The sequence below is a fragment of the Micrococcus sp. GPGPB33 genome, assembly GCF_037853785.1.
GTDB classification, from domain to species: domain Bacteria; phylum Actinomycetota; class Actinomycetes; order Actinomycetales; family Micrococcaceae; genus Micrococcus; species Micrococcus luteus.
On record NZ_JAQMWO010000002.1, the window covers coordinates 1,046,548 to 1,066,317 of the forward strand.

Consider the following 19,770-nt stretch of genomic DNA (forward strand, 5'->3'; position numbering starts at 1 on the left):
CCTCAGGGCCCCCGTTACGCTCGCCCCATGAAGATCGGTCTCCGCAAGCCCAGCCTGAAGAAGTCCATCAAGGCCCGCACCACGGGCCGCGCCAAGCGTGCGATCAAGCGCAAGGTCATCCCCGGCTACGGCCGCAAGGGGATGGGCTGGCTGCGCGATCCGAAGCGCGCCGCCTACAACGCCGTCTACCGGCGCACCACGGTCGGCCTGGGCGACGTCCTGAAGATGTTCAAGTGACCTCCACGCCCTCGCGGACCCGGCCGGGGTCGGCCCGCTGAACACGCGCCGCCGGCCTGGCCACTCACGGCCCGGGCTGTCGTCCGCCCCTCACCGGCCCGCGAACGCCTCCACCCGCCGCACGGCCTCCGGGTGCTCGGACGCCGCCGCGATCGACGCCGCCTCCTGCCGCACATGCGCGCGCAGCGCCTCGACGTCGGCCCCGCGCGCCAGCGCCTTCGTCGGCCCATAGGTGTGCGCCGGACCGGCCACCAGATCGTCCTCGAGCTCCGCCAGACGCGCCGCGAACGCGCCGCCGGCCACCGCCTCGGTCGCCAGGCCCCACGCGACGGCCTCGGTCCCGTTCAGGCGCCGCCCGCCGAGTAGCAGCTGCGTCGCGCGCACCGGCCCCAGCACCCGCGGCAGCCAGTAGGACACGCCCGTGTCCGGTGTCATCCCGAGCGCGGAGAACGCCGTCACCAGCTGCGCATCCTCGCGCACCAGCACGACGTCGCCGCCCAGCATGAGCCCGAGCCCCGCCCCGGCGGCCGTCCCGTTGACGCCGGCCAGCACCAGCAGGCGAGAGCCCGTCAGCGCCACCGCGACCTCGCCCGCCGCCTCGCCGAGCTCCTGGATCATCGCGCGCCGCTCCGGCCCGGCAGGCGCGGCGGCCATGGCCTGGACGTTCCCGCCGCCGCAGAAGATCCGTCCCGCGCCGGTCAGCGTGAGCACGTGCACGGACTCGTCCGCCTCGGCCGCGGCGATCGCCGCGAGCACCTCGCGCGCCATCGTCAGCCCGAGCGCGTTGCCCTTCGCGGGCCGGTTCAGCGTCAGCCGCACGACGCCGGGCCGCGTCTCGACGAGGACGGCGGGGGCGTCGTCGTGGGGGGAAGGGGTGGGTGCGGTGGTCATGTCAGCTCCTGGGGTCGGAAGGTGGGGGGCGGGTGCCGGGCACGAGAGCGGCCGGCCGGGGCTCACGCGAACGCGCTCATCCCGGTCAGGTCCCGGCCGAGGATCAACGCCTGCACGGACTCGGTGCCCTCGTAGGTGTGCAGCGCCTCGACGTCGGCGAAGTGCCGCATCACCCGGTGCTCGAGGAGGATGCCGTTGCCGCCGAGCATGTCCCGGGCGATCTGCGCCACCCGGCGCGCGCCCCGGGTGCAGGCGTACTTCAGCAGGGAGGCCTGCTCGTCGCGCAGTCGCCCGGCCGCCTGCAGGCGGGCCACGGCCACGCAGCGGGTCTGCATCGCGGTCACCTCGTCCAGCATCTGCGCCAGCCGTTCCTGCACCATCTGGTGCGCTCCCAGCGGCTTGCCGAACTGCTCGCGCTGCCGGGCGTAGGCCAGCGCGGCCTCGAACATGGCGGTCGCGTGGCCCAGCGCGGACCAGCCCACGTTCACGCGGGTGGCCACCAGCACGCGCGCGGCGTCCTTGAACGTCGCCACGCCCGGCAGCCGCGCGTCGTCGCCGACCCGCACGTCGGTCAGCGTGATCTCCGCCTGGTGGATGGCCCGCAGCGCGCCCTTGCCCGTGATCACCTCGGCCTCGTAGCCGGGCGTGGACTGCTCCACCACGAACCCCTTGACCTGGCCGTCCTCGGTGTCGCGCGCCCACACGATCGTGATGCCACCGGCGGCCCCGTTGCCGATCCACTTCTTGGCGCCGTTCAGCACCCAGCCGCCGGCGCCGTCGGGCCGCGCGGACGTCTCGAGGGACACCGAGTCCGAGCCGTGCAGCGGCTCCGTGAGCGCGAACCCGCCCGGCAGCGTGCCGCGCGCCACCGGCTCGAGGTACCGCTCCTTCTGCTCCGCACTGGCGCAGTGCACCAGGGCACGCAGCACGAGCCCGCCCTGCACCGCCGCCGCGGCCGCCATGGATCCGTCCGCCCGGGAGATCTCCATCGCCACCAGGCCCGCGGCCAGCGGGGACATCACCGCGTGCCCCGGCACCTCCAGCCCATCGGTGAGCAGGTCCAGCTCGCCCGCCCGCGCCACCAGGTCCAACGGGTATTCCGCCCGGTCCCAGTGCCCGTCGATCCGCTCGAGCACCTCCCGCCCGTAGGCGCGGGCGCGGTCCCAGTGCGCGCGGTCCTCGTCCGTGGCCTCACCGAACGCGTCCAGGTAGTCCACGTCCAGGGGCGTGACGACGTCGTAGGTCGGCTTCTGCCCGCGCGTCACCGGGCCTCCTGCGTCCGCTCGGCGCGCAGCGCGCGCTTGAGGAGCTTGCCCGACTGGTTCCGCGGCAGCTCCGCCACGAAGTCCACGCGCTTGGGCACCTTGAAGCCCGCCAGCCGCTCCTTCACGTGGGCGCGCACGGTCTCCGCGGTCAGCTCGGCCCCCTCCTTGAGCACGATGACGGCGGTCACCGCCTCGATCCACCGCTCGTCCGGCAGGCCGATGACGGCGACCTCGGCCACCTCGTCGAGCTCGTAGATCGCGTCCTCGACCTCGCGCGGGGCGACCAGCACGCCGCCCGTGTTGATGACGTCCTTGATGCGGTCCACCACCTGGATGTAGCCGGCCGCGTCCTGGGTGACCTGGTCGCCGGAGCGGAACCAGCCGTCGTCGGTGAACGCGTCCGCGGTGGCATCCGGGCGGTTCCAGTAGCCGGAGAGCAGCTGCGGCGAACGGTACTGGATCTCGCCGGGCTCGCCGGGCGCGGCGGGGGCGCCGTCGGCCGTCATCACCCGCGCCTCCACGTGGAACACGGGGCGGCCGCACGAGGCCGGCCGCGCGTCGTGCTCCTCGGGGCGCAGCACGGTGCACAGCGGGCCCAGCTCGGACTGGCCGAAGCAGTTGTAGAAGCCGATGCCCGGCTGGCTCTGGCGCAGGCGCTGCAGCACGGTCACCGGCATGATCGAGGCGCCGTACTGGGCCTTGCGCAGCGAGGAGAGGTCGCGCGTGGCCAGGTCCGGGTGGTTCGCCAGCGGCACCCAGACGGTGGGCGCCAGGAACAGGGAGCCGATGTGCTCGGTCTCCACGAGCTCGAGCATCCGGGGGATGTCCGGGGCGGGCAGCAGGCGCACCGTGGCGCCGAGGCTCAGGTAGGGGAGCAGGAACACGTGCATCGCGGCCGAGTGGTACAGCGGCATGGCCACGAGGGGGCGGTCCTCGGCCGTGAAGTCCAGCGCGATGATCGAGGAGAGGTACTCCGCCACGAGCGCCCGGTGGGACATCATGGCGCCCTTGGGGGTGGAGGTGGTGCCGGAGGTGTAGAGCAGCTGGGCCAGGTCGGTGGCCGACACCTCCGCCTCCGGGGCGGCGGCGTCCAACGTCTCGTCCTGGGCGGTCTCCAGCACGGAGGGCTCGGCGTGGCCGGCGGGGAGCATGGTCCACACGTGCCGCAGAGCCGACGCGCGGCCCTCGGCCCGGACCTGGTCGACCCGCTCGAGCATGCCGGCGTCGGCCACGAGCAGCTCCGCGCCGGAGTCCTCGAGGGCGTGGGCGAGCTCGCCGCCCTTGAGCGCGAAGTTCACGGGCACGTGCACGTAGCCGGCCGTGACGCAGGCGAGGAAGAGCAGCGCGTAGGCGTCCGAGTTGGTGGCATAGGCGGCCACCCGGGTGCCGGCCGGCAGGCCGGTGTCCTGGAGGCGGCGGGCCACGCGGTGCGCTCCGTCCCGGAGCTGGGCGTAGGTCCAGTCGCGGTCCTCGAAGCGCAGGGCGACGGCCTGCGGGGAACGGGCGACCGCGCGTGCGAACACGCGGCCGATCGTGTCCTCCGGGGCGGGGGAGAGGTGGCCGGCGTCGGTGGGGTGGGTGATCTGGCCTGGCATGGAAACCTCCGGGGGATGGGTCAGAGACGCTCGATCACGGTGACGTTGGCCTGGCCGCCGCCCTCGCACATGGTCTGCAGGCCATAGCGGCCGCCGCTGCGCTCGAGCTCGTGCAGCAGCGAGGTCATCAGGCGGGCGCCGGTGGCGCCGATGGGGTGGCCCAGGGCGATCGCCCCGCCGTTGACGTTGACCTTCGCCGGGTCCGCGCCGGTCTCGGTCAGCCAGGCCAGCACGACGGCGGCGAACGCCTCGTTGATCTCCACGAGGTCCATGTCGTCGATGGTCAGGCCCATGCGGTCGAGCGCGTACGCCGTCGCCGGGATCGGGGCGGAGAGCATCATGACGGGGTCGGCGCCGCGGGCGGAGAGGTGGTGGATGCGGGCTCGCGGGGTGAGGCCGTGGCGGCGCACGGCCTCCTCGGAGGCGAGCAGGAGGGCGGCCGCGCCGTCGGACATCTGGGAGGCGGTGGCGGCGGTGTGCAGCCCGCCGGGGACGATCGGGTCGAGCGAGGCGATCTTCGCGGCGTCCGGGGTGCGCGGCCCCTCGTCCGCGGTGAGGCCGGCGACGGGCAGGATCTCGCGGTCGAAGCGACCGTCGGTCTGCGCGGCGAGCGCGCGCTCGTGGGAGCGCACCGCGAACTCCTCCAGGGTGTCCCGGTCCAGGTTCCAGTGCCGGGCCATCATCTCGGCCCCGCGGAACTGGGAGATCTCCTCGTCCCCGTAGCGGGCGGCCCAGGACTCGGAGCCGGTGAACGGGTCGGGGAAGCCGAGCTCGCGGGCGGCCGTGTTGGACCGGGAGAGCGGGATCGCGCTCATGGACTGCACGCCACCGGCGACGACGAGGTCCGCCGTCCCGCTCATGACGGCCTGCGCGGCGTAGTGGACCGCCTGCTGGCCGGAGCCGCACTGGCGTTCGACCGTGGTGCCGGGGACGTCCTCGGAGAGCCCGGCCGCGAGCCAGGCGTTGCGCGCCACGTCCATGGCCTGCGGGCCGAGCTGGTCGATGCAGCCGAGGATGACCTCGTCGTACTCGGCCGAGTCGATGTTCTGGCGGGCAACGAGCTCGCGCAGCGGCGCGGCCGCCAGATCGAGGGGATGCACGCCGGCGAGCCCCTTCCCTCGGCGACCCACGGGGGTGCGGACGGCGTCGATGATGTAGGCCTCGGGCATGGGGGCTCCTCCGGACGGCGGGAACGTGACGCCGATCACGCTATTGCTTGGACGTCCAACGATCAAGAGTGTGACGGGATCCGTCGCGGCGGCGCGGGCGTGGCGGAGGGCGCCGTTTCGTCAACGAAAGCGGCTCGGGGCGCGCCGTTTCCGCCACGAAAGCGCTGGGGCGGGCGTCGCCTCGCCCTGGTCAGGACCCCCTGCCCCGGGCCTACCGTGAGGGCCAGCGGCGCGCACCCGTGCCGCTGAGACGAGAGGAGCCGGCCATGGCCACCCCGCACACCCCCGACCCCCAGGACGCCCGGCGCGCACGCGAGGCGACGGACGAGACCTCCGGCGTCGCGTTCGACGGCGACACGCCCCCAGCCGAGGGTGCGGGCGTCGGCCCGGACAACCCGGGCATGGACGTGGAGCAGACCGGCGAGCGCTCGGCGGGCAAGATCGTGCTCGGGCTGATCATCGCCCTCGTGGTCATCGGCGTCCTGCTGTTCATCCTGGGCCGCGTCGCCGGCCTCGGCTGAGCCGGGACGCAGACGCCTGGGGCACGCCACCGGCCCACCACGACCACGGGGCGGGCACCGATCCGTCGGTGCCCGCCCCGTGCCGTGTCCGCTCCGCGGTGATGGTGTTCAGCGGCGACTCCGCGCCCGCGCAGCGGTCAGAAGCCGCCGCCCACGGTCCGGCGTCCGCCCGCCGTGCGTCGGCTGGCGGCACCGGACCGGCCGCGGGAGGCGAGGGCCCCGCCGAGCAGCCCGCCCAGCAGGCCGGTGCCGAGGCTGCCCGTGGACCGGGCCGAGGGCCCGAAGCCGCCGCGGTACGCACCGGAGCTGCGCCCGCGCGTCGTGCCCCCGGCGCCGCGGCGCGAGAGCTCACGCAGCGCCAGACCGCCGAGCGTGCCCAGGAGGGCACCGCCCAGGCCGCTGGAGCGGCGTCGCTGAGAGCGGGCCTGCCGGCCGAAGCCGGGGGCCGGCCGACGTGCGCACCGATGGTGGGTCGGCTGGCGCGGCGGCCGCCGCCGAGAGTGCGGGTGAGGCTGGAGAGGATGCCCATGGTGTCCTCCTCGGACGTCGTGCCGGCCGCTCGGGCGTGGCCGGTCGGGTGCGCCTCAACCTAGGCGCCGGCCCCCGCGCGGTGTCCAGACCGGGCCTCCTCACGCATCGAGGCGGGATATCCACCCCACGGCCGCCCGCGGCAGCCGGATGGGGTCGATATCCCGCCTCGAAACGCGGGGGAGGGAGGGGCGTCAGTCCTGGAGCGGGGAGGTCTTCGGCTCGTCCCGCCAGAGGGCCACGTTCCGCGCCTCGGGCAGGTCGGAGATGTGGAAGCCCAGGTCCATGCCCGCCTTGAGCTTGCGCTCGTAGTCCCGGAGCAGCTTCACGGCCAGCCCGCCCAGCGGGATGATCGCCACGAGGTTGATGGTCGCCATGAGGGCCGCGAACGTGTCCGCGAGGTTCCACACCAGCGCCACGGAGCCGAGCGCGCCGCCGACCACGCACACCAGCACGAGCACGCGGAACACGGTGATGGCCGGGCCCGCGTGGCGACCGGCCAGGTACCGGATGTTGGCCTCGCCGTAGTAGGTGTTGCCCAGCACGGAGGACCAGGCCAGGAAGAAGATGATGACGGTCAGTGCCGGGCCGGCCCACGCGCCCACGGCCTGCTGGAGGGCGCCCTGGGTCACCTGCATGCCGAGCGCCTCCCCGCGCCCGTAGGCCGGGTTGGAGAGCAGGATGATGAACGCGGTGGCTGAGCACACGATCAGGGTGTCGAAGTAGACGCCCAGGGACTGCACGAAGCCCTGCTTGGCCGGGTGGGAGACGGCCGCGGTGGCGGCGGCGTTCGGGGCGGAGCCCATGCCGGCCTCGTTGGAGAACATGCCGCGGCGCACGCCCTGCATCACCATCGTCATGCCGACGGCGGCGCCCGCGACCTCGCGCAGGCCGAAGGCGTGGCCCACGATCAGCGCGATCATGCCCGGGACCTCGGTGATGTTGACGACCATCACGATCAGGGCCAGGAAGATGTAGAACGTGGCCATCACGGGGACCACCACGTTGGTCACGGCCGAGAGCCGGCGCACGCCGCCGAAGATCACGAGGCCGGTGAGGGCGGCCAGGCCCAGGCCCACGATCCACGCGGTGGTGGAGGACGCGCCCCAGTTGGCCTGCACGGACTCGGAGATCGAGTTGGACTGCACGGCGTTGAACACGAAGCCGTAGGTCACGGTGATGGCGACGGCGAACACGGCCGCCAGCCACTTGGCGCCCAGACCGTCGCGGATGTAGTACGCGGGCCCGCCGAAGTAGCCGTCCGCGCCCTTCTGCTTGTACAGCTGGGCCAGCGTGGACTCGACGAAGGCGGTGGCGCCGCCGAGGATGGCCAGCAGCCACATCCAGAAGACGGCGCCCGGGCCGCCGATCACGATCGCGATCGCCACGCCGGCCACGTTGCCGGTGCCCACGCGCGAGGCCGCCGAGATGGTGAAGGCGCGGAACGGGCTCACGCCGTCGTTCTCGAACCCGGTCTGGGACTTGGCCGTCACCGACCGCAGCATCTCCGGGAGCATGCGCACCTGCACACCCACGGTCCGGATGGTGAACCACACCCCGGCCACGAAGAGCAGCGCCATCACGACGTACCAGTACTTGTCGTTGAGGGCCGTGACGGCCGCTGTGATCTGTTCCACTGTCGCTTCCACAGCCCCACCCTAGAGGCTGGGGCGGAGGACGGGGAATCGGGGCCGGGGTCAGCCGGCGGAGGCGTCGTCCTCGACGCGGAGCTGGATCAGCTGCCCCATCCGCTCGGGCAGGTCCCCCTCGGGGGTGCCGACGCTGGCGTGGCGGGCGGCGGCCCGGGCGAGGTCGTCGGCCAGTTCGTTGCCGTGCACGCCCACGTGGCCCTTGACCCACGTGGTGTCCACTTGGACGTCCGCGGCCTGCGCCAGGTCGACGGCGGCCAGCAGACGGCGCAGGGTGCGGCGGATGCGCTCGCCCCGGGCGCCGCCGAGGGTGAGCCGCTCGCGGCGGGCGGCGTTGAGCATGGCCAGCGCGGCGCGCGAGTCCGAGTGGATGGTGACCCGGCCGCCGGGGGTGCCCGCCCACGCGCAGATCACGTGCCCCAGCACGAGCGCCTCGAGTTCCACCTCGAGCGGCATCGTGGCTCCGGGCACGGCCTGCACGGCCCACATGCTCGGCCCGGCGACGGCGGCCGCCCCGCCGATGCGGGAGCCGCGCAGCACGGAGCCGTCCACGTACACGTCCGTCACGTCCGCCTCGTCGGCGAACGTGAGGCTGTGGGTCACCCCGGGCAGGTTGCGGCGCAGGAAGCGGTCCGTGCGGCGGCGGGAGAGGAAGACGCCGGAGGAGCGGCGCAGCGCGTCCTCCTCCTCCTGGGCGGCCTCGATGGCCTCGAGCGGGATCCGGGCCGCGCCCGTCTGGGCGACCGTCTCCGGGTCCACGTCCGGCAGCAGGTAGCTGGAGCGCTGCGTGCCCACGGGGGACTCGTCGAGCCGGTAGGAGACCACGCGTGTGTCCACGGGGGCGAGGACCTCGAGCAGGGCGAGCAGCTCGGCGTCCCGGTCCGAGCGCAGCCGCACGATCACCGGTCGCTCCGGCGGCAGCTCGACCGTGACGGTGGACCAGAAGGCGCTCAGATGCGCCGTGCCGACCATCCCGGTGTAGACGTGGCCGCGGACGTCGTCGCCGAGCTCGCGCAGCTCGAGCTCGCGGGCCACGTAGACGATGCCCCCCGTCGTCGGGTGCAGGTCCAGGCGGAGGGCGGGGCCGTGGTCCACGCCGGGCAGCATGGCCAGCGGGCTGGCCACCACGCGGACGCCGTCCCGGCGGATCCGGGTGCGCGGCGGGGAGGGGCGGGGGACGACGGGGCCGGTGCGCGTGAGGTCGACGCCGTTCCGGTCCCGCGGGGTGCCCCGAGGCCGGCGGGCACGGACCACGCGCAGCGGGCGGTGCTGCTCCTCCGCCTTGGCGCCCGGGCCACGGAAGTCCCAGCCCACGTCGACGAGCGCCGCGGGGTGTGCGGGCTCGACGTCGTGATGCAGCGTCCGGTCCACGACCGTCCGCGGGTGGTTGATCCGTGCTCCCATGGCTTCGCCGGCTGTGTCGAAGGGGACCGCGCCGGAACTGTGAGCCGGGTCCGGCGGGCCATGCTGGTCCTGCGGCGGTCGGGCGGGATCGCCGTGGACGAAGGGGACGACCCGTCCCGACCTGTTCTGCTCTGGGCGACCTTACCGAGCGCACCTGTGAGGAGGCAGGTCTCCTCTCCTCGGCCTCCCGCGCGGCCGCGTCGGACGAGGCGTCAGAGCGGGTCCGTGCGGTGCCGCTGCACGTCCGGGCCGGTCGGCACGCCGAGCGCCTGCGCCTGCGCGCGCTGCTGCCGCAGGGACACGGTGCCCAGCAGCAGCGCCAGGGCCCGCTCCCCGTCCTCCGGGGTGTCCGCCGCCTCGGTGAGCAGACGGTGCAGGCCGAGGCCGCCCAGCCCGAGCGCGAGGGCGGAGAGCACCACGTCCGCCCCGTCCCGGTGCCGCAGCAGGGCGGCCTCCGCGGCCTCGGCGCGGCCCGCCAGGTCCGTGACGCGGCGGGCGCGCACGGTCTCCTCCGCCTCGGCGACGATCCGGTCCGCCACCCGCGCCAGCAGCGACTGCTTGTCCGGCACGTGCCAGTACAGCGCGGAGGCCTGCACGCCCAGCACCGCGGCCACGCGCCGCATGGACAGGTCGCCCATGCCGAAGTCCTGCAGGATCCCGACGGCGGCGTCCACCACGTCCTGGGCGGTCAGCCGGGGGCGGGGTGCGGGCGGGGTCATGCCTGAGAGGCTACCGCCGGGCCGTCCTCCTCCGCCGCGATGCGTCCCCCCGCGCCCAGGCGCACGGTGCGGTCGGCCATCACCGCGGCCTCCGCGAGGTCGTGGGTGACGACGACGCCGGTCGTCCCCGCCGCCCGCAGCACCGCCCGGATGTCCTCGGCCAGGCGCCGGCGCAGGTCCGCGTCGAGCGCGGACAGCGGCTCGTCCAGCAGGAGCACCCGCGGGGCCGGGGCCAGCGACCGGGCCAGCGCCACGCGCTGGGCCTGCCCGCCGGAGAGCCGCTGCACAGGCCGGTCCGTGAGCTCGGTCAGGCCCACCAGGTCCAGCAGCTCGGCCACGCGTGCCCGCCGCCGGGCCCGGTCCCAGCCGGCGGACTCGAGGCCGTACGCCACGTTCCGGCCCACGGTCCGGTGCGGGAACAGCTGCCCGTCCTGGAACACCATCCCCACGCCCCGGCGGTGCGTCGGCACCGCGGCCACGTCCCGCCCGTCGAGCTCCACCGTGCCCGCCACGACGTCCTCGAGCCCGGCGATCCCGCGCAGGATCGTGGACTTGCCCGAGCCGGAGGCGCCCACGAGCGCCACGATCTCCCCGGCGGCCACGTCCAGGTCCGTCCCCCGCACGGGGGTGGAGCCGTCCGGGTAGCGGATCGCCACATCCCGCAGCCGGAGGGAGGCCCCCGTCGTCGTCGGCGTCATCACAGACCTCCCGCCCCGGCCGGGCCCCGGGGCGCAGCCGCTCGCACACCAGCATGATCCCGGCGCTCAGCACGGCCAGCACCGTGGCCGCCGCGAGCGCCATCCCGTAGTTGTCCGCGCCCGGCCGGCCCAGCAGCCGGGCGATCAGCACCGGCAGGGTGGGCGCGGACGGGCTCGCCAGGAAGCTCGTGGCCCCGAACTCGCCCAGGGACACCGCGAAGGCGAAGCCCGCGGCCACGCCCACGCCGCGGGCGAGGAACGGGCCGTCCACGGTGGCCAGCACCCGCCACGGGCCCGCCCCGAGGGTGCGCGCGGCCTCCCGCAGCCGGGGGTCCACCGCCGCGAGCACGGGCACGAGCGCCCGCACCGCGAGCGGCAGCGCCACCACCGCCTGGGCCAGCGGCACGAGCACGCCCGAGGCCGCCAGCTCCGGGAACGCGGCCCGCAGGGACACGACGAAGCCGAAGCCCACGGTCACCGCGGACACGCCGAGCGGCAGGAGCAGGGCGCCGTCGAGGGCCCGCTGGGCCGCCAGCGCGGCGCGTGAGCGGAAGGGCCGGGTCAGCAGCAGGGCCAGCGGCACGGCCACCACGAGCGTCACGAGCGTGGCGTCCACGGCCACCCGCAGGGACTGTTCGAGCGCCTGCGCCGGCGTCGACCCGCCCACGAACCCGCTGCCCGCGCTCGTGGACAGCAGCCGATAGTTGCCCAGCCCCCAGCCGTGGCGGGTGTGGAAGGAGCGCAGCACGAGCGTGAGGATCGGGGCCACCACGAGCGCCACCACCGCGAGCATCACGGCCACCGGGGCCGCGTCCGCGCGCGTGAGCCGGGCCGGCGGCGTCTCCCGCAGGCGCAGCGCCCGCTGGGTGCGCGCCGCCGTCACGCCGGAGACCACGACGGCGGCCAGCACCACCGCGAACTGCAGCACGGAGAACACCGCCGCGGTCCGCAGGTCCAGGTAGACGGAGGTCTGCACCCAGATCTCCGACTCGAGCGTGCCGTAGCCGGGCCGGCCGAGCGTCTGGACGATGCCGAACGCGGACGCGCAGAACAGGAACACCAGGGCCGCGCTCGCGGCGATCGCCGGGGCGAGCTGGGGCAGCGTCACGGTGCGGAACGCCCGCCACGGCGAGGCGCCCAGGGTGCGGGCGGCCTCGGTCTGGCGCGGGTCCAGCGCGTTCCACAGCGCGCCCACCTGGCGCACCACCACGGACACGTTGAAGAAGACCATGGCCAGCACGACGGCGGTGGTCGTCTGGTCCAGCCCGGTGAAGCCCAGCGGTCCGCCGGGGGCGAGCAGGGCGCGGAACGCGACGCCGACCACCACCGTGGGCAGCACGAACGGCACGAGCACGAGGGCGCGGAGCACGGCCTGCCCCGGGACGCGACGCCGGTGCAGCACGAACGCGGTCGGCAGGCCGAGCGCCACCGAGACCACCGTGCCGGCGGCGGCCATCCCGAGCGTCTGGCCGAGGATGCGCCACGTGCGCTCGCGGGCGAGGGTCTCCCCGAAGGCGGTGAGGTCCACGGCGCCGGTGAACGCGTCGGCGTCGCCTCCGATCCCGCGCCAGAGCATGGCCGCCACGGGCCACGCGAAGAAGACGAGCAGGAAGGCGACCGGCAGGACGGCGGCCACCAGCCACCACGGGCCGAGCCCGTCCCCCCGGCCGCGGGCCCGCCGGCGCGGCAGGTCCGTGCCGGGGGCCGCGACCTCGGTGAGCGCGGACATCAGCGCCGGGAGGCCTCGGCCAGGGCGGTCCACTCCTTCAGCAGGTCCTCGCGGCGCTCGTCGATGCGGGCGGGGTCCGGGGTGATGGCGTCCTCGACGAGCGGCGCGTTCTGCGCCCACTCCTCGGGCAGCTGCACCGACTCGTCGATCGGGTACATGTACATCGACTCGGGCAGGGCGGACTGGACCTCCTCGGTGAGCATGAAGTCCACGAACGCCTGCGCGCCCTCGGGGTTCTTCGCGCCCTCGAGCACGCCGGCGTACTCGACCTGCGGGGTGCAGGAGTCCTCGATCACCTCGGTCTCGGGGGCGAACGCGGGGGAGGAGGAGTAGGAGAGCACCACCGGGAACTGGCCCTTGCCCTCGCCGCCGGAGAAGTCCGAGTTGTAGGCGTCGGACCAGCTGTCGGCGACCTTGCCGCCGTTCTCCATCAGGCCCCGCCACCAGTCCTGCCAGCCGTCGTCGCCGAACTTCTCCGTGGTGGCCGCGAGCAGCGCCAGGCCGGGGGAGGAGGCCACGGGGGAGGTGGCGACCGTCAGCTTCGCGTACTCGGGGTCGTCGAGCTGGTCGATCGAGGTGGGGGCCTCGACGTCGTGGGCCTCGAACCATGCCGGATCCGTGTTGAAGCACACCTGGCCCTGGTCCACCGGGGTCATGCGGTCCTCCACCATCCGGTCCTGTGCGGAGGCGGGCAGGTCCTGCGGGGTGTATTCGGCGACGACGCCCTCGCGGACGAGGCGGTGCGCCGAGTGGTCCTCCACGCCGTAGACGCCGTCCACGGTGGGCTCATCCTTGGCCAGCAGGAGCTGGTTCACCACGCTGCCGGCGTCGCCGGGGGCCGTCGTCTTCAGGGTGTAGCCGGACTCCTGCTCGAACTTCTGGACGAGCTCCTGGGGCAGGTTGAACGAGTCGTGCGTCATGATCGTCACCGTCGTCGGCTCGCCGCCGGCGCCGGCGGCGGACGACGACGCCCCGTCGCCGGACGAGCCGGACACCGAACAGCCGGTGAGGGCGAGGGCGGCCACTGAGAGGGCGGCGAGGGCGCGGTGCGGGGTGCGGGACATGGCGGTTCTCCTCTGGGACGGCAGAGGGGCCGGGACGAGGCCGCCACCGGAATCCCGGGACGACGTCGACCGGGAGACTCGACTTCCTTCGCCGGTGCGGACCGGAGCAGGTTCGAGGGTCTGCGGCGGACCGCACTCTCAGCGCCGCGCGGGCGCTCCCCTGTCGATGTGGACTGGTCCCGACCCTACCCCGTCCGGCCCGCGCATAGACTGCCCGCGTGAGCGCCGCACAGCCCGCGGGGGTGACCCCGCCGCCCGCCTCGTCCAGCCCCGCCTCCGACTGGGACATCCGCCGCCCCCACCGCATGTGGCCGCGCATGCTGGTGATCGTCCTGACGCTCGCGGGCCTGGTGCTGGTGGTGCAGTTCTTCCAGGGGATCGCCTCCATCGCGGCGCCCGTCTTCCTGGGGCTGAACCTCGTGATCGTGGCCTACCCCCTGCAGGCCTGGCTCATCCGCCGGGGCCTGCACCCCGTGCTCGGGGCCGCCACCACCGTCCTGCTGGTCGTCGCGGTGATGGCCGTGTTCGGGGGCATGATGGTGTGGTCCGGCCTCGAGCTGGTGGCGGAGCTGCCCAAGTACGCGGACCGCTTCCAGCAGATCGTCCTGGACGTCTCGCACTGGCTCAACGAGCGCGGCGTGACCCCGGACATGGTGTCCCAGCAGCTGGCCTCGATCGACATGAGCGCCGTCACCGGGACGGCCGTCAGCGCCATCACGAAGATCGCCACGAACGTCTACGCGGTCTTCGGCCTGCTCGTCACCGTGATCATGGGCATGTTCTTCCTCGCGATGGACTCGATGGACGTCGAACGCCGCGTCCGCCTGCTCAGCACCGCCCGCCACGAGTTCGGCCACGCCCTGGTCGAGTTCGCCCAGGGCGTGCGCCGCTACTGGGTGGTCACCACGGTGTTCGGCCTGATCGTGGCGGTGCTGGACGTGATCGCCCTCATGCTGATCGGCGTCCCGCTCGCGCTCGTGTGGGGCGTGCTCAGCTTCCTCACCAACTACATCCCGAACATCGGCTTCATCATCGGCCTGCTGCCGCCGGCCGTCCTGGGCCTGGCGGCGGGCGGCTGGTCCGACTTCCTGTGGGTGGTGGTCAGCTACTCGGTGCTGAACTTCGTGCTGCAGTCCGTGATCCAGCCCAAGGTGGCCGGCGACGCGATCGGCGTGATCCCCACCGTCAGCTTCCTCTCCCTGCTCTTCTGGGCCTGGGTCCTCGGCCCGCTCGGCGCCATCCTCGCGCTGCCCTGCACGCTGCTGGCCAAGGCCGTGCTGATCGACGCCGACCCGAACGCCCGCTGGATCAACGCGCTCATCGCCTCGGACCTGAAGGGGATGGAGCGCCGTCAGTCCTCGCTCCTGGAACGGCTGCGCCCGGCGGCCTGGCGCTCGGACGCGCACGGGGGAGACGAGGACCGCGCCCCGACGGACGGCGGGGACGACGACGGCCCCGCGACCGACGAGGTCACGGGCGGGGCTGGAGCAGCACCAGGTCGTTGAGCGCGCCGGCCAGCCGCAGCAGCGGCGGGGCGGGGAACGACAGCTGGGGCAGCCCCGGGTGCAGTGCCGCGCACGCGGCGGCCGCGGCCTCCTCGCCCGCGGCGTCCTCGAACGCCGGCCGCAGCACCGCAGCGCCCAGCGGCAGCGTGTCCAGGAGGGAGCGGGGGCCCCGCTCGGCCGGGTCGTACGCGGCGGGCTGCGCCGCCCCGGTCACCGTGCGCACGCGCAGGGGCCGGCCGGCGGCGTCGTCGGCGCCCTGCAGGAAGCGCAGCGCCGCCGCCGCGTAGGGGTGCTCGGGGTGGAACCGGTCGCCGCGCCAGTGCACGGCGGCCTCGCCGTCGCCCCCCAGCCGCACCCACGAGGCCAGGTGGCCGGGCCCGCCCCACGGCCCGGTGTCCGGCCGCGGTGCCGGCGGCACCCACAGCACCCGGGTGATCCCCAGCAGGGCGGCGAACTCGGCGGCCACCTGGCCGGGGGTCCACGCGCCGTTGATCCGCCCGTCCAGCACGGGGTCCGCGGCCACCACGGCCGTCCCCTCGCCGTCGCTCACCCAGGCCCCGCGCGGGGCGCACAGCAGGGGGGTGAGCAGCGGCAGTCCCGCCGCCTCCGCCACGGCCGTCGCGGCCGCGCCGTCGAGCGGCCCGGTCCCGGTCAGGCCCGCGGCGCTGCGCCAGGCGACGGCGGCCAGGCCCTCGGGGCGGCGGACGAAGCTCGGCCCGGTGCGGCCCAGCAGCGGTGAGCCCACCGGCGCGCGCAGCAGGTCCACCTCCGGGGGCACCAGCCGCGCCGCCCCGGCGTCGCGCGGGTGGGCGAGCACGGTGACCGGCAGCACGGCGGCGAGCGTCTCGGCCAGGCCCACGACGGCGTCCCGCGTCTCCTCCAGCAGCGTCGGCACCGGGTGGCGGTGGGGCAGGACGAGCCAGGCCCGCTCGGGCGGATCCTCGGGTCCGGGCACGGGCACGACGACGTCCCGGCGCTCCCGCGCGTCGGTGGGGGCGGGGTCGACGGCGGCCATGGCGGACGGGCTCCTGGGAAGACGGCGGCGACGCGCGGGCGCGTCGAGGGGATGTCCATCGAGCATAGGCGTCGAACAGGAAGCCGCGGCGGTTTGACCTGTGACCCGGAACACGTGCAGAGTGCGGCCATGACCGCGATGTTCTCCGCCCAGGACCACGACGATCTCGACCGGGTCCTCGGCGCGACCGGCGGGATCCCCGACCCCGCCGACCTGCACGCCCTCGCCGACGACGCCGTCGCGCAGGTGCGGCGTTGGCTCGCCGAGTCCCGCGACCATGAGGCCGACTTCGCGGCCCGCCAGCTGGCGGGCGCCTTGAAGGAGCCGGGCGGCCTCGACTTCATCGTGCGCTTCGTGGACCACGTGGTCCGCCCCGAGGACCCCGCGATCGCCGCTCGGGCGCTGCGGGAGCTCGCCGGCCGCGCCCCCGGCTTCCTGCCCCCGGCACTGCGCGCCGTCCTCGGCGTCGGCGGCCGCGCGGCCCCGCTCGTGCCGCGCATCGCCGTCCCCACGGCCCGCCGCGTGCTGCGGCACATGGTCTCCCACCTGATCGTCGACGCGCGGGACCGGCAGCTCGGCAAGGCCATCGCGGCCCTGCGCGACGAGCACACCCGGCTGAACATCAACCTGCTGGGCGAGGCGATCCTCGGTCAGGGCGAGGCGGACCGCCGGCTCGAGGGCATCGCCGCGCTGATCCGCCGCGACGACGTCGACTACGTGTCCGTGAAGGTCTCCGCCGCCACCGCCCCGCACGCGCCCTACGCGTTCGACGAGGCCGTCGCGGACATCACCGAGCGGCTCACCCCGCTGTTCGAGCTCGCCCGGGACCGGGACACCTTCATCAACCTGGACATGGAGGAGTACCGCGACCTCGACCTCACGCTCAACGTGTTCACCGCCCTGCTCGAGCAGCCGGGCCTGCGCGACTACGAGGCCGGCATCGTGCTGCAGGCCTACCTGCCGGACGCGCTCGCGGCCATGGTGCGCCTGCAGGAGTGGGCCGCGCGCCGCGTCGCCGCCGGCGGCGCCCCGGTCAAGGTGCGCGTGGTCAAGGGCGCCAACCTGCCCATGGAGCGGATGCAGGCCTCCCTCACGGGCTGGCCGCTGGCCACGGTGGGCTCGAAGCAGGAGGCGGACACCAACTACAAGCGCGTGCTCAACTACGCGCTCACCCCGGAGCATCTGGCCCACGTGCGCATCGGCGTGGCCGGGCACAACCTCTTCGACGTCGCCCTCGCCCACCGGCTGATCGAGCACCGCGGCCTCGACCCGGCCGCGGTGGAGTTCGAGATGCTGCTCGGCATGGCCACCGGCCAGGCCGCCGCCGTCCGGGCCGACGTCGGCGCCCTGCTGCTCTACACGCCCGTGGTGCGGCCCGAGGAGTTCGACGTGGCGATCTCCTACCTCGTGCGCCGCCTCGAGGAGGGCGCCTCCCCGGAGAACTTCATGTCCGCCGTGTTCGACCTGGACGCGGACGCGGACCTGTTCGCCCGCGAGGAGGAGCGCTTCCGCGCCTCGCTGCGCCACCTGGACGCGGCCGTGCCCCGTCCGAACCGCCTCCAGGACCGGTCCCGCGGGGAGGACGGGCCGACCCCCGCCCCCGTGGACGGCTTCGCCAACACCCCGGACACGGATCCCGCGCTGCCCGGCAACCGGGGGTGGGCCCGCCGGATCCTCGCGGCCGTCCCGGGCTCGGACCTCGGGACGGACACCGTCCGCGCCCACCGCGCCACCACGGCCGACGACGCCCGCGCCGCCATCGCCGCCACCACCGACCCCGGCGCCCGCTGGGGCTCGCTCACCGGCCTCGAGCGCGCCGACGCGCTGGACGCCGTCGGACGGGCCCTGCACGCCGGCCGGGCCCGCCTGCTGGAGGTGGCCGCCGCCGAGACCGGCAAGACCCTGGACCAGGGCGACCCCGAGGTCTCCGAGGCCGTGGACTTCGCGCACTACTACGCGCGCCTGGCCCGCGGCCTGGACGCGGTGGAGGGCGCTCGCGCCGTGCCCGTCCGCCTGACCGTGGTGATCCCGCCGTGGAACTTCCCCGTGGCCATCCCGGTCGGGGGCGTCCTCGCCGCGCTCGGGGCCGGCTCGCCCGTGGTGTTCAAGCCGGCCCCGCAGTCCGAGCGGACGGGCGCGGTCGCGTGGGAGCTGATCGTGGCCGGGCTGCGGGACTCGGGGCTGTTCGACGACCGCGGCCCGCTCGCCGGGCACGACCCCGCGGACCTCGTGCGCCTGGTGACGCTGGCGGACGAGGACGAGGCGGAGGTCGGCGCGGCGCTCGTGACCGACCCGGCCGTCGAGCGGCTCATCCTCACCGGCAGCTGGGACACCGCACGGCTGTTCAAGGGGATGCGCCCCGACCTGCACCTGCTCGCCGAGACCTCCGGCAAGAACGCCGTGATCGTGACCCCGTCCGCGGATCTGGACCTGGCCACGAAGGACGTGGTCCAGTCCGCTTTCGGTCACGCCGGCCAGAAGTGCTCGGCGTCCTCCCTCGTGGTGCTCGTCGGCTCCGTGGCCACCTCCGAGCGCTTCCACCGGCAGCTGCTGGACGCCGCCTCGTCCCTGCACGTGGCGCACCCCGCGGACCCGCGCGCCGAGATGGGCCCCGTGATCGAGGCCCCCGGCGAGAAGCTGCGCCGCGGGCTCACCGAGCTCGGCCCGGGGGAGCGGTGGGCCCTGCGCCCGCGGCCGCTGGACGAGACGGGTCGCCTGTGGAGCCCGGGCATCCGCTCCGGCGTCCGCCCCGGCGCCGACGCCCACCTCACCGAGTACTTCGGCCCCGTGCTGGCCGTGATGACGGCCGAGACGCTCGAGGAGGCGATCGGGATCGTGAACGCCGTGGACTACGGCCTCACCTCCGGGCTGCACTCGCTGGACCGGGAGGAGATCGACGTGTGGCTGCGCGGCGTGCGCGCCGGCAACCTCTACGTGAACCGCGGCATCACCGGGGCCATCGTGCGCCGCCAGCCCTTCGGCGGCTGGAAGCGTTCCGTCGTCGGCCCCACCACGAAGGCCGGCGGGCCGCACTACCTGCATGGCCTCGTGGACTGGGAGGACGCGCCCACGTGGGCCGGGGGAGAGGGACGGCCCGGGGCCGAGGCCGACGGTGCGGGCGCATCCTGGCTCGAGACCGCCCGCGCCCTCGACACCCACGCGTGGACCACCGTGTTCGGGGTGGCCACGGACGTCTCCGCGCTCGAGGCCGAGCGGAACGTGCTGCGTCACGTCCCCACCCCGGTCCTCGTGCGCCGGCACTCGGGGCCCGCCGACCACCTGCTGCGCATCGTCTCCGCCGGCCTGCGCGCCGGGGCGCCCATGACCGTGAGCCTGCGCCCGACCCCCACCGCGGAGGGGCCCGACGCGGACGGGCTCTCGGCCGAGGCCGTGCGCGGCCGGGTGGAGGAGCTGGTCCGGTCCGTCCGCACGGAGGGTGCCGGCACGTCCGCGCCGGTGGACGTCGTCGTCGAGGACGACGCCGCGTTCCACGACCGCGCCCGGCGGCTGGCCCTCATCCCGCCCGCAGCGGAGGGCGGCGGCGACGCACGGATCCGGCTCGTCGCCGACTGGACCGGCGACCGGGAGGCGGCCGAGGCGGCGCGGCGCGCGCTGCACGCGGCGCTCGGCGACACCCCCGACGTGGCGGTCTACGCTGGCCCCGTGGTGAGCGCCGGCGAGGTGGAGCTGCTGCCGTTCCTGCACGAACAGGCCGTGTCCGTGACCGCCCACCGGTTCGGCACGCCGGACCATCTGACCGAGGGGGTCCTGTGACCCCGAG

General features: G+C 74.9%; 14 protein-coding genes, 1 pseudogene and 1 riboswitch. Of the genes and pseudogenes, 4 read left to right on the top strand and 11 right to left on the bottom strand.

All coding sequences use genetic code 11. The features are described 5' to 3' along the window. Positions 1-27 precede the first annotated feature (27 nt). A complete protein-coding gene (locus tag POD19_RS05040) occupies positions 28-237 on the top strand; it encodes a hypothetical protein (RefSeq protein WP_002857973.1) in 210 nt (69 codons plus the stop codon). A 90-nt stretch (positions 238-327) separates the two neighbouring features. Here POD19_RS05040 and POD19_RS05045 read toward each other — a convergent pair whose 3' ends face one another. From POD19_RS05045 to POD19_RS05060, 4 genes are all read right to left on the bottom strand, one after another. Next, the gene (locus tag POD19_RS05045) at positions 328-1,128 is read right to left on the bottom strand and encodes an enoyl-CoA hydratase/isomerase family protein (protein ID WP_069941412.1); all 801 of its coding nucleotides are present in this window, start codon (positions 1,126-1,128) and stop codon (positions 328-330) included. Between the two features lie 62 nt (positions 1,129-1,190). Next, entirely contained in the window at positions 1,191-2,393 is a 1,203-nt protein-coding gene (locus POD19_RS05050) for an acyl-CoA dehydrogenase family protein (protein WP_100057877.1), read from the bottom strand. Further along, the gene (locus tag POD19_RS05055) at positions 2,390-3,988 is read right to left on the bottom strand and encodes a fatty acyl-CoA synthetase (protein WP_102708527.1); all 1,599 of its coding nucleotides are present in this window, start codon (positions 3,986-3,988) and stop codon (positions 2,390-2,392) included. Before POD19_RS05055 ends, POD19_RS05050 begins: the two co-directional genes overlap by 4 nt. A gap of 20 nt (positions 3,989-4,008) precedes the next feature. Further along, positions 4,009-5,157, bottom strand: coding sequence for an acetyl-CoA C-acetyltransferase (locus POD19_RS05060; protein ID WP_101966114.1), 1,149 nt, complete (start codon positions 5,155-5,157; stop codon positions 4,009-4,011). Between the two features lie 266 nt (positions 5,158-5,423). Here POD19_RS05060 and POD19_RS05065 point away from each other — a divergent pair, with 266 nt between their 5' ends. Then, positions 5,424-5,678: a DUF6480 family protein gene (locus POD19_RS05065; RefSeq protein ID WP_010080161.1), complete on the top strand. Its 255-nt coding sequence runs from the start codon at positions 5,424-5,426 to the stop codon at positions 5,676-5,678. Positions 5,679-6,400: 722 nt separating this feature from the next. On the opposite strand, the gene POD19_RS05070 is transcribed toward POD19_RS05065, so the two are convergent. From POD19_RS05070 to POD19_RS05095, 6 genes and pseudogenes are all read right to left on the bottom strand, one after another. Then, positions 6,401-7,843 (bottom strand): alanine/glycine:cation symporter family protein, encoded by a 1,443-nt coding sequence (locus POD19_RS05070; RefSeq protein ID WP_102708528.1) that lies wholly within the window; start codon positions 7,841-7,843, stop codon positions 6,401-6,403. Between the two features lie 60 nt (positions 7,844-7,903). Beyond that, on the bottom strand, positions 7,904-9,259 hold the full coding sequence (locus POD19_RS05075; RefSeq protein ID WP_102708529.1) for an RNase H family protein: 1,356 nt from the start codon (positions 9,257-9,259) through the stop codon (positions 7,904-7,906). Positions 9,260-9,471: 212 nt separating this feature from the next. After that, positions 9,472-9,978, bottom strand: a complete 507-nt coding sequence (locus tag POD19_RS05080) for a TetR family transcriptional regulator (RefSeq protein ID WP_010080165.1) — start codon at positions 9,976-9,978, stop codon at positions 9,472-9,474. Continuing rightward, a complete protein-coding gene (locus POD19_RS05085) occupies positions 9,975-10,676 on the bottom strand; it encodes an ABC transporter ATP-binding protein (RefSeq protein WP_036316162.1) in 702 nt (233 codons plus the stop codon). The genes POD19_RS05080 and POD19_RS05085 overlap by 4 nt, the downstream gene beginning before the upstream one ends. A gap of 946 nt (positions 10,677-11,622) precedes the next feature. Then, positions 11,623-12,405, bottom strand: a pseudogene (locus POD19_RS05090) (ABC transporter permease); the annotation flags it as partial. Continuing rightward, complete coding sequence (locus POD19_RS05095) at positions 12,405-13,469, bottom strand: thiamine ABC transporter substrate-binding protein (RefSeq protein WP_070709257.1); 1,065 nt, start codon at positions 13,467-13,469, stop codon at positions 12,405-12,407. The gene POD19_RS05095 and the pseudogene POD19_RS05090, both read right to left, overlap by 1 nt. 66 nt (positions 13,470-13,535) lie before the next feature. Continuing rightward, positions 13,536-13,641: riboswitch (TPP riboswitch) on the bottom strand. Between the two features lie 46 nt (positions 13,642-13,687). Between POD19_RS05095 and POD19_RS05100 the strand changes: the two genes are divergently transcribed. Continuing rightward, the gene (locus POD19_RS05100; protein ID WP_070709259.1) at positions 13,688-14,974 is read left to right on the top strand and encodes an AI-2E family transporter; all 1,287 of its coding nucleotides are present in this window, start codon (positions 13,688-13,690) and stop codon (positions 14,972-14,974) included. Here the strand turns inward: POD19_RS05100 and POD19_RS05105 are convergent. Next, positions 14,940-15,989, bottom strand: a complete 1,050-nt coding sequence (locus tag POD19_RS05105; RefSeq protein WP_144818535.1) for an agmatine deiminase family protein — start codon at positions 15,987-15,989, stop codon at positions 14,940-14,942. The genes POD19_RS05100 and POD19_RS05105 overlap by 35 nt on opposite strands. 129 nt (positions 15,990-16,118) lie before the next feature. On the opposite strand from POD19_RS05105, the gene POD19_RS05110 reads away from it, so the two are divergent. After that, positions 16,119-19,763, top strand: a complete 3,645-nt coding sequence (locus tag POD19_RS05110) for a bifunctional proline dehydrogenase/L-glutamate gamma-semialdehyde dehydrogenase (RefSeq protein ID WP_144818534.1) — start codon at positions 16,119-16,121, stop codon at positions 19,761-19,763. Positions 19,764-19,770: the final 7 nt, after the last annotated feature.

Excerpts from the sequence above, each read along its gene's own strand:
- POD19_RS05040 (WP_002857973.1), top strand. The coding sequence starts at position 28 with ATGAAGATCGGTCTCCGCAAGCCCAGCCTGAAGAAGTCCATCAAGGCC.
- POD19_RS05045 (WP_069941412.1), bottom strand. The coding sequence starts at position 1,128 with ATGACCACCGCACCCACCCCTTCCCCCCACGACGACGCCCCCGCCGTC.
- POD19_RS05055 (WP_102708527.1), bottom strand. The coding sequence starts at position 3,988 with ATGCCAGGCCAGATCACCCACCCCACCGACGCCGGCCACCTCTCCCCC.
- POD19_RS05060 (WP_101966114.1), bottom strand. The coding sequence starts at position 5,157 with ATGCCCGAGGCCTACATCATCGACGCCGTCCGCACCCCCGTGGGTCGC.
- POD19_RS05065 (WP_010080161.1), top strand. The coding sequence starts at position 5,424 with ATGGCCACCCCGCACACCCCCGACCCCCAGGACGCCCGGCGCGCACGC.
- POD19_RS05075 (WP_102708529.1), bottom strand. The coding sequence starts at position 9,259 with ATGGGAGCACGGATCAACCACCCGCGGACGGTCGTGGACCGGACGCTG.
- POD19_RS05080 (WP_010080165.1), bottom strand. The coding sequence starts at position 9,978 with ATGACCCCGCCCGCACCCCGCCCCCGGCTGACCGCCCAGGACGTGGTG.
- POD19_RS05085 (WP_036316162.1), bottom strand. The coding sequence starts at position 10,676 with ATGACGCCGACGACGACGGGGGCCTCCCTCCGGCTGCGGGATGTGGCG.
- POD19_RS05095 (WP_070709257.1), bottom strand. The coding sequence starts at position 13,469 with ATGTCCCGCACCCCGCACCGCGCCCTCGCCGCCCTCTCAGTGGCCGCC.
- POD19_RS05105 (WP_144818535.1), bottom strand. The coding sequence starts at position 15,989 with ATGGCCGCCGTCGACCCCGCCCCCACCGACGCGCGGGAGCGCCGGGAC.
- POD19_RS05110 (WP_144818534.1), top strand. The coding sequence starts at position 16,119 with ATGACCGCGATGTTCTCCGCCCAGGACCACGACGATCTCGACCGGGTC.